This is a genomic window from Chrysiogenia bacterium (genome assembly GCA_020434085.1).
Taxonomy (GTDB): domain Bacteria; phylum JAGRBM01; class JAGRBM01; order JAGRBM01; family JAGRBM01; genus JAGRBM01.
Genome location: JAGRBM010000174.1, coordinates 1 through 7792 on the forward strand (window position 1 = coordinate 1; position 7792 = coordinate 7792).

The 7792-nt window shown below is 63.1% G+C and carries 7 protein-coding genes and 1 tRNA gene; 5 read left to right on the plus strand and 3 right to left on the minus strand.

Features of this window, described 5'->3' with window-relative positions; all coding sequences use genetic code 11:
- From otsB to KDH09_05920, 3 genes are all read left to right on the plus strand, one after another.
- A partial coding sequence (otsB, locus tag KDH09_05910; GenBank protein ID MCB0219213.1) for a trehalose-phosphatase occupies window positions 1-744 on the plus strand: 744 nt, incomplete at its 5' end.
- The gene (locus KDH09_05915; GenBank protein ID MCB0219214.1) at window positions 737-2236 is read left to right on the plus strand and encodes a trehalose-6-phosphate synthase; all 1500 of its coding nucleotides are present in this window, start codon (window positions 737-739) and stop codon (window positions 2234-2236) included. The genes otsB and KDH09_05915, both read left to right, overlap by 8 nt.
- A 169-nt stretch (window positions 2237-2405) precedes the next feature.
- Entirely contained in the window at window positions 2406-3692 is a 1287-nt protein-coding gene (locus KDH09_05920; GenBank protein MCB0219215.1) for a radical SAM protein, read from the plus strand.
- A 7-nt stretch (window positions 3693-3699) separates the two neighbouring features.
- On the opposite strand, the gene KDH09_05925 is transcribed toward KDH09_05920, so the two are convergent.
- Window positions 3700-4464, minus strand: coding sequence for an SDR family NAD(P)-dependent oxidoreductase (locus KDH09_05925; GenBank protein ID MCB0219216.1), 765 nt, complete (start codon window positions 4462-4464; stop codon window positions 3700-3702).
- Between the two features lie 321 nt (window positions 4465-4785).
- Between KDH09_05925 and KDH09_05930 the strand changes: the two genes are divergently transcribed.
- Window positions 4786-5631 carry a DUF2236 domain-containing protein gene (locus tag KDH09_05930; protein ID MCB0219217.1) on the plus strand — a complete coding sequence of 282 codons (846 nt, stop codon included), beginning with the start codon at window positions 4786-4788 and terminating at the stop codon, window positions 5629-5631.
- Between the two features lie 20 nt (window positions 5632-5651).
- On the opposite strand, the gene KDH09_05935 is transcribed toward KDH09_05930, so the two are convergent.
- A tRNA-Ser gene (locus KDH09_05935) sits at window positions 5652-5743 on the minus strand.
- A 235-nt stretch (window positions 5744-5978) separates the two neighbouring features.
- On the opposite strand from KDH09_05935, the gene KDH09_05940 reads away from it, so the two are divergent.
- Window positions 5979-6446 carry a bacterioferritin gene (locus KDH09_05940; GenBank protein MCB0219218.1) on the plus strand — a complete coding sequence of 156 codons (468 nt, stop codon included), beginning with the start codon at window positions 5979-5981 and terminating at the stop codon, window positions 6444-6446.
- A 6-nt stretch (window positions 6447-6452) separates the two neighbouring features.
- On the opposite strand, the gene KDH09_05945 is transcribed toward KDH09_05940, so the two are convergent.
- Window positions 6453-7792 (minus strand): hypothetical protein (locus KDH09_05945; protein ID MCB0219219.1); only part of this gene is annotated, 1340 nt, incomplete at its 5' end.

Below are 7792 nucleotides of genomic sequence, written 5' to 3' on the forward strand. Positions count from 1 at the left end.
CACCGCCCGCTGCTGCTGCTCGACTACGACGGGACGCTCGCTCCCTTCACCCCTGATCGCGACCGCGCTCACCCCTATGCGGGGGTTCGCGAAGCGCTCCATGAATTGATGGCTCGGACATCGACGCGAGTGGTTCTCATCAGCGGTCGCAGCGCCAGCGATCTTCCCCGCCTGATTCAGCTCGATCCCATGCCCGAAGTCTGGGGCGCCCACGGCTGGGAGCGCCGGTTGCCCGACGGCGCGATCGAGCGTGAGCCGCTTCCTCCGCTCGCAGGTGAGGCCCTGGCCGAGGCCGTTGTGTGGGCTCGGAAACACTGGCCCGCCACGCACATCGAACAGAAGGCATCCTCCATTGCATTGCACTGGCGCGGGCTTGAAACAGGCGAGCGCGCGCGCCTCGAACGACTCGCGCGTGAGGCGCTCCAGCCACTGACGCGCTCCTCTTTGCTAAAGCTCAAGCCGTTCGACGGCGGGCTGGAGCTTCGCGTGAAGGGGCGCGACAAGGGCACCATCGTGCGGCTCCTGCTTGCCGAGACCAGCGACTGCATTGCCTATCTGGGCGACGATCTCACCGACGAAGATGCCTTCGCAGCGCTCTCGGGCAGCGGGCTTTCGGTGCTGGTTCGTCCGGAAATGCGTGAGACGCAGGCAGCGTTGTGGATCCGGCCGCCGGGAGAGCTACTGGCGTTTCTCGCGCTTTGGACCGAGGCATGCACAACTGGAGCGAGGGCGGGAAATGAGTGAGAGCAGACTGATCATTGCGGCCAACCGGCTGCCGGTTACCTTTGTTGAAGAAAACGGCAGGCTGCAGGCAAAGCCTTCGGGCGGCGGCCTGGTGACCGCGCTTCGGGCCGTGCTGCGCAACCGCGGCGGGCTGTGGGTCGGCTGGTCGGGCTCGAATGCCTCATTGGAAGGGCGCGAGGAAGACCTGGCGCAGGCCAACCGCGAGGCGGGCTTCGAACTCCATCCAATCGAACTCTCCGAGCGCGAGGTCAATCGCTTCTACCTGGGATTCTCCAACCAGATCGCCTGGCCGCTTTTCCATAGCCTGATCGACCGCTGCAAGTTTTCGCCCGAATACTGGGACACCTACATGAGGGTGAACGAGCGCTTTGCCAGGCGCCTGCGCGAGCACTATCGCGAGGGCGATTATATCTGGGTGCACGATTATCACCTGATGGAAGTCGGGCGCGAGCTGCGGCGCCTGGGCCTGAAGGCGCCGATCGGATTTTTTCTGCACATCCCGTTTCCCCCGGTTGAGGTTTTCTTGCGGCTTCCCTGGCGCGAAAAGGTGATGCAGGCCCTGCTGGATTTCGACCTATTGGGCTTCCAGACCATGCGGGATCGCAGGCATTTTTTGAACTGCGTGCGCCAGCTCGTTCCCGGCGTTGAGGTGCAGGCCAAGGGCGCGCTGGCGCGGGCCAGGCTCGGCGAGCGCGAGCTGCACGTGGGCGCATTTCCCATCAGCATCGACTTTCGCGAGTTCGCAGATGCAGCGGCGTCCGATCACGTCACGCAGCTCTGCGAGCAGCTTCGCGAGCAGATGGGCCCGCGCAAGGTGATGGTGGGGCTCGACCGGCTCGATTACACGAAGGGGATCCCGCATCGCTTTCGTGCATTCGAGAACGCACTCGAGCGTTACCCCGACCTGCAGGGGCACATCAGCCTGGTGCAGATCGTCGCGCCCAGCCGCGAGACCATTCCCGAGTACGAATCCCTGCACGCGGAGATCGAGCGCCTGGTGGGGCGAATCAACGGGCGCTTCAGCCGGGTGGGGTGGATCCCCATTCACTATCTCTACCGCACGCTCACGCGCGAGGAGATACTGGCCTATTGCCGCAGCGCCGACATCGGACTGGTGACTCCGCTTTGCGACGGGATGAACCTGGTGGCGAAGGAATACTGCGCCTGCAATCTCGATGAATCGGGTGTGCTCATCCTCAGCGAGTTCGCCGGCGCGGCCTCCGAGCTCCAGCGCGATGCACTGCTGGTCAATCCCTTCGACATCGAGGGCACGGCCGACGCGATTTATCAGGCGGCGATCATGCCTCCCGAGCGCCGGCACCCGCGGATGCAGCGCCTTCGCCAGAAGATCCGGCGCAACGACATCCAGCGATGGGTGGACTCGTTCCTGCGTATCGGGATGGGGCGCGCGCTGGGGGATTTCCCGGTACTCGAATCGATCGACGACTACGTGCCGAGGATCCACTATTCCGGCGGCGCTGAGAACGCCTGAAACGCCCTTCAGCCTCGAAAAAAAGCGATTTCGTAGTCTGGGCGCATTTGCGGCGCTTCATATGAGCTACGTCATCTTTTCAGCGACTCAAAAGCCCTATGGTGGGTCTCAGGGAGCAGTCTGGGCCGGTTTTCGGCCCCAGTTTCGGACCTTCCCAAGGAGCAACCCCATGATCAGCGTGACCAAGCTACTTCTGGACCAGGTCGCCGCCGGCGACGCCATCCGCTACGGCGAGAATGTCCCCGAAAAACACGGCATGCCCGGCTCGACGCCGCCCGAGGCGCCGGTGAGCGCCGAGGCCCGCCGCCCGGTGGTGGTCTGGAATCTCACCCGCAGTTGCAACCTGCGCTGCGTCCATTGCTACACCGATTCCGAGGGCAAGCGCTACGACGGCGAGCTGAGCACCGAGCAGGCCAAGGGCGTCATCGACGACCTCGCCGATTTCGGCGTGCCGGCCCTGCTTCTCTCGGGCGGCGAGCCGCTCACTCGTCACGATTTCTGGGAACTCGTTCCCTACGCCCGTGATCGCGGCCTGCGCCTGACCCTCTCCACCAATGGCACGCTCATCGACGAAGAGACCGCCCGCAAGCTCAAGGACCACGGCTTTACCTACGTGGGCATTTCCTTCGACGGCATCGGCGAAGTGAACGACCGCTTCCGCGGCAAGGAAGGCGCCTTCGACGCCGCCGTGCGCGGACTCCGCAACTGCATCGCCGTTGGTCAGCGCGTGGGCCTTCGCATGACGCTCACCCGCAACAACTACGAAGACCTCGACAACATCTTTGATTTCATCGAAGCCGAAGGCATCGGCCGCGTGTGTTTCTACCACCTGGTCTATTCCGGCCGCGGCGGCGGTCTGCAGGAATCGGATCTCACTCATGCCGAGACCCGCGACGCCCTCGACAAGATCGCTGCGCGCACGCTCGACATGCATCAGCGCGGCAAGCCCATCGAGGTGCTCACCGTCGATAATCACATCGACGGGGTCTACTTCTACCAGCGCGCGCTCGAGAGCGACCCGGCGCTGGCCGAGAGAATTGAGAAGCGCCTTCGCTGGAACGGCGGCGGCCGCAATTCCTCGGGCGTCGGTATCGGCGACATCGACTTCCTGGGCAACGTGCACGCCGACCAGTTCTCGATGAACTACAGCTTCGGCAATGTGAAGGAGCGCAAGTTCTCCGACATCTGGACCGATCTCTCGGACGAGCGCCTGTATGCGCTTCGCAACCAGGAAGGCCGCATCGAGGGCAAGTGCTCGGTGTGCAAGTGGTACGGGCTCTGCGGCGGCGGCATGCGGGTGCGTGCCGAGCGCGTCTACGGCACTCCCTGGCGCCCGGACCCGGCCTGTTACCTGAGCGCCGAGGAATGCGGCATCAGCCCCGAGCAGGAACGCGAGCTGCGCGAAGCGGGCGCCTGGGTCGATCCGCCCGAGTATCTGACGCAGGGACGGGCCTGAGCGCGGGCTAGGAAAAATCCGGCTTGGGACCAAAAGTCCCCGCGAGCCAGCCCGAGAGATTCGGGGCGAACATCTGCGAGAGATAGAACGCAGGGTAGACGATCCGCGCCTTGCGGCTCTCGACTCCCTTGCGTATCAGGCGCGCGAGAGTCTCGGGCTTTCCCTCGGGCATGAGCGCGGCGGTTCCCTTGCGCCCGCCGACGGCCTCGTAGGACTTGTCGGCCATCGGGGTATTGATGGGGCCCGGATAGACGGTCATCACGTGCACGCCGCTCTTTAGAATCTCATAGCGCAGCGACTCCGAGAACATGGCAAAGCCGGCCTTGGAAGCGCCGTACCAGGCTTTCATGGGCACCGGTGCGAGCGCCGCGACCGAGGCGATATTCACGATATGACCGCTTCGCCGCGCGGCCATGCGCGGCGCGACATGCTGGGCCAGCGTGAGCGGTGAGAGCAGGTTGAGGTGCATGAGCGCGATGCATTCGGCAAGGTCTGCTTCCAGGGTGGGGCCCATGTTGTCCATGCCCGCATTGTTGACGAGCACGTCGATGGGGCCGAGCGCCTTCTCGGATGCCGCGACCCAGTCGGCTGCATGGGGCGAGTCCGAGAGGTCTGCGCCGACGGTATGGGCCGTCGCGCCGCTCTCACGCGCAATCTGATCGAGAACTTCCTTGCGCCGCGCAACCAGCGTGAGCTTCGCACCCGCCCGGGCGTATTCCTGGGCCAGCGCCTTTCCAATTCCTGAAGATGCGCCGGTAATGGCAACGTGCATGTCGGCCCCTTTGTTGATGCTTGAATTTGGTGCGAGCGATACTAGCACGCGGCGCGCGGAATACTGAGACTGGCCGGGGCTGACGTGGCGGCCTCCGGAGTGGGCTTTCTGCGCAGTACCGGTAATGAAAGTAGGCACCGACAGAGAGGGTGGGCCTCGGGGGCATGCGCGCGCTTCTGAAGTCAGCGCGTGACCGTTTCGCGCCTCATTCGCCGGTTTGGGGGATATCGGGGCAAATCCGAGTAGAATGCAAGTAATTACTTGGATACACTTGTCAGTATGAGTCCCACCGAACAGATCGGGAACTGGAATGGCGGGCAAATGCCGCTGCTCTACCGGTATCTGAGCGACTGGCGCTCACTCTTCCCGGGTGGCAGCGCCGGGATTCTACAGCTCATGTATCCGCCGCTCGGGACCGCTGTCGCCAAGCAGTCGGATTTTTTCGAGAATCCATTCGGGCGGGTGTATCGCTCAATCCCCCAGATCTGGGCGACGGTGCTGAAGCCCGATGGAGCGGCCCGTGCCCGGCATATTCGCGATCTGCATCGCAGTATTCAAGGAACGGACGACACCGGGCGTCCCTACCATGCCCTCGACCCTGAGACCTACTGGTGGGCGCATGCGACTTTCACCTGGGAAGTATTCGAGTCCATTCGGCTGTTTCATCGCGGGGGACTCGATCGTGTGGACGTCGATTGTCTCTACGCGGAGACGCTGACGTGGTACGAACTTTATGGCGTGCGCTACAACGAGTTGCCACCCGATTATGGCGCCTTCTGTGAGCACTACGAACGAATCTGCGGGGACAAGCTGGAGATGACACGCGCAGCGCGTTGCACCCTGGACATGGCGATCTCAGGGCAGTGGCGCCTTCCGCTGACAAAGAGCAATTTCAAGGACCCATTGACGCGAAATGCCGGGCGTTTGGTAGTGATCGGCGCGATGCCGGAGATTGTGCGCGAACGCTTCGACCTGCCGTGGACGGACGCCGACCAGAAATGGTTTGAGCGGATTTGCCGGCTTGGGAGGTGGGGCTTTGCGATGGTTCTACCGCGCATCAACCGGCGGATGATGAGCTTCACCCTGCGCTACGTGGGCTCGGCCACCCGGCACGAGCGTTACCTGCCACCGGCAAAACCATCGGCTGCTGCAGTGCAGGAACTTTGAGGCAAGAACAGAGGAAAAAATGGCGGAGAGGGGGGGATTCGAACCCCCGGAACCGGTTTCCCAGTTCAACAATTTAGCAAACTGCCGCCTTCAGCCACTCGGCCACCTCTCCGCGGCGCGGTGCGCTTTTTGGGGAGAAACCCCTCCGGGCGCAACGCTCTCAGGGCCGCTCAATCTAGACGCGGGGCGCGCGGCTGTCAAAGGTTTTGAAAGCGAAAAGCGCCTTCACAAGTGACTTTCAGGGGCTTTTCACGGGTATCTGGCGGGCGGATGTGCTAGGTTTGCACTTGCCCTCCCGGCACCAGACATTCCGGCGCAAATCTCATTTGCAGGAGGCGAATCTCGCCATGCCGGATTTCGACCAGAAGAAAGTCTTTGAAACCCTCAACACCATTCTTGAAATGGAGCTGGCCGGGGTGGTTCGTTACAACCACTACTCGTTCATGATTTACGGCCATGCCCGCATACCCATTACCAAGTGGCTGCGCGAACTGGCGCAGGAATCGATGCTCCATGCCCAGGAAGCCGGCGAGCTCATCACGACCCTGGGCGGCCACCCCTCGCTGGGAATCGGCCCGCTGCTCGAGACGGAGAAGCACGACATCGACGACATCCTGCGCGAGTCGCTTGAACACGAGACGGCCGCGCTCGATGCCTACGAGCTGCTTCTCGACCTGGTGACGGGCAAGTCGGTGCTGCTCGAGGAATTCTCGCGCAAGCGCATCTACGAAGAAACCCTGCACATTGCCGAAGTGGACAAGATGCTGCGCCGGCCCGGTGATATCGAACCTGCTGAGGGGCCCACCGTCCGCTGAAGTTTGCTAGTTGGCGGGCGCTGTGATCTCGCGCGTGGTGATGGCTTGCGGGGCGTGGAGCGTCTTGTAGAAACCGCCGCCGCCGCCGTTGGGAAAGCTCGGGAGCTGGGCCATGTGGGCGCTGAAGGAATGGATGCCCGGCTTGAGGTTCTGCCAGTCGAGAAACTCCAGCCCCACGCTGGGCAAGCCGCCGGGGTGGTCCTCGGGCGGAGCGGTTTCCTCGTTGCCGTCGACGAACAGGGCCGTGGGCTCGAGCTTGAGGCTGCGATCGAACTCGACCGTGGTCACTTCGTAGAGCCCGCCGCCGGTGAGCATGAACCAGGTATCGCCGGTGAGCTTGAGGTTACGCTCGAGCTCGATCATCCGCCCGTCAATGAGCGTGCCCTGGGGCAGACCACTCGTGGAGAGCTTGAGCCCGCGCAGGTCCACAAAGTCATGGATCAGAGCCACGTCCATCGATGAAGTGACCGTCGCGACGGTATCGGGAATATCGAGGGTGACGATGCCCTGCCACAGGCGCTCGTAGTGCAGAAAGGTCACGCTCGCTGTGACGGTTACGCCCGGCGCAATGGGAACATGCACTGTCATTTCGCGAATCACGCGAATGGGACCGCGCTTTAGCGCATCGAGCGTCGCATCGAAGTCTTCCTCGTCGAAACGCAACGTGACCAGTGAACCCAGCGCGCGGGCTTCGATGCGGACCTTGAGCCGGTCCAGGATGTCTTCTTTGGCACGCCCCTTGAGATCGGCGTAGGTCAGGCTCTTGTAAATGAAGGGCAGGTCGGGGTCGTAGCCCATCGTGTAGGCGTCGGTGCGCACCGTGCTGGTGGCAGTGTCGTAATCGATCAGCGTTCGGTTGGGGACGTAGCCCTTCTCGCCGAGCAGCAGATAGACGTGGCCGGGATCGGGATAGTTCTCCCCGGCGATTTGGATCTCGAGCAGCCTGCCGCGCACGCGCGCGAGCGCTTCAGCGCTGCAGGGCTCGCCCAGCTCGGAGGCCATGAAGACGATCTCGTCGTTGGCGTCGAGCACGCCGGGGCTCTCGTCACGTGCAAGTGCGCCGCTCGCCTCGCTGGAGACATAGCGGTCCTGCCCGTTGCGCTCATCCACCTGGAAGAGCAGGGGTTCTGGGCGCTCGCCCCGGCAGGAAAATCCAGAAAGAGAAACGATGCGCGCGCCATCGAGCGCCGGCACGTCTTTGGCGCTGAGCACGATGGGGAGCACGGAGGTATTGGTGGGGGTGGCGCTCTTGAATGAGCGGGCGTTCGTAGCAGCGCAGAGCAGACAAAGCACTGGCAGGGAAATCAGGGAAAGCGTTTTCAATTCAAACCATCCATTACCCGCCG

Bases quoted from the DNA above. Each gene is read 5' to 3' on its own strand.
- KDH09_05915 (MCB0219214.1), top strand. From the start codon at position 737: ATGAGTGAGAGCAGACTGATCATTGCGGCCAACCGGCTGCCGGTTACC.
- KDH09_05920 (MCB0219215.1), top strand. From the start codon at position 2,406: ATGATCAGCGTGACCAAGCTACTTCTGGACCAGGTCGCCGCCGGCGAC.
- KDH09_05925 (MCB0219216.1), bottom strand. From the start codon at position 4,464: ATGCACGTTGCCATTACCGGCGCATCTTCAGGAATTGGAAAGGCGCTG.
- KDH09_05930 (MCB0219217.1), top strand. From the start codon at position 4,786: ATGCCGCTGCTCTACCGGTATCTGAGCGACTGGCGCTCACTCTTCCCG.
- KDH09_05940 (MCB0219218.1), top strand. From the start codon at position 5,979: ATGCCGGATTTCGACCAGAAGAAAGTCTTTGAAACCCTCAACACCATT.